The organism is Rhodococcus sp. 14-2483-1-1, assembly GCF_002259335.1.
GTDB lineage: Bacteria > Actinomycetota > Actinomycetes > Mycobacteriales > Mycobacteriaceae > Rhodococcoides.
Genome location: NZ_NPFX01000035.1, coordinates 1 through 720, shown reverse-complemented (window position 1 = coordinate 720; position 720 = coordinate 1). Strand labels below are relative to the sequence as shown.

The following is a 720-nucleotide window of genomic DNA, read 5'->3' as shown; positions in this document are numbered from 1 at the left end:
AATGGCGAGGGATCTGACACAGCTCGAGCTTCTGCAGGAGCTGGTACCCACTGCCGAAGACAACGTGAACCGTCACATCACGATGGCGCGCGAATGGCATCCCCACGACTACGTGCCGTGGGACGAGGGCCGCAACTTCGGCGCCCTCGGTGGCCAGGACTACGACCCCGAACAGTCCAAGCTCTCCGACGTCGCCCAAGCCGCGATGATCACCAACCTGCTCACCGAGGACAACCTGCCCTCCTACCACCGTGAGATCGCCGAGAACTTCTCCCGCGACGGTGCCTGGGGCACCTGGGTCGGCCGCTGGACCGCCGAAGAGAACCGCCACGGCATCGTCATGCGCGACTACCTCGTCGTCACCCGCGGCGTCGACCCCGTCGCCCTCGAAGAAGCCCGCATGATCCACATGACCAACGGCTACGCCTCCCCCGCCGGATCGCAGGTCGGTCTGCTGCACTCGGTCGCGTACGTCACCTTCCAGGAACTCGCCACCCGCGTCTCGCACCGCAACACCGGCAAGGTCTGCGACGACCCGATCGCCGACCGGATGCTCCAGCGCATCGCCGCCGACGAGAACCTGCACATGATCTTCTACCGCAACATCACCGGCGCGGCGATGGACATCTCCCCCGATCAGACGCTGCAGGCCGTCTCGGACATCGTGACCAACTTCGTCATGCCCGGTGCCGGGATGCCGAACTTCCGCCGCAACGGTGT

At 65.7% G+C, this 720-nt stretch carries 1 protein-coding gene; it reads left to right on the top strand.

Features of this window, described 5'->3' with window-relative positions:
• Position 1 precedes the first annotated feature (1 nt).
• Positions 2–720: acyl-ACP desaturase (locus CH294_RS27150; protein ID WP_094739404.1), on the top strand; the 719-nt coding region annotated here is incomplete at its 3' end.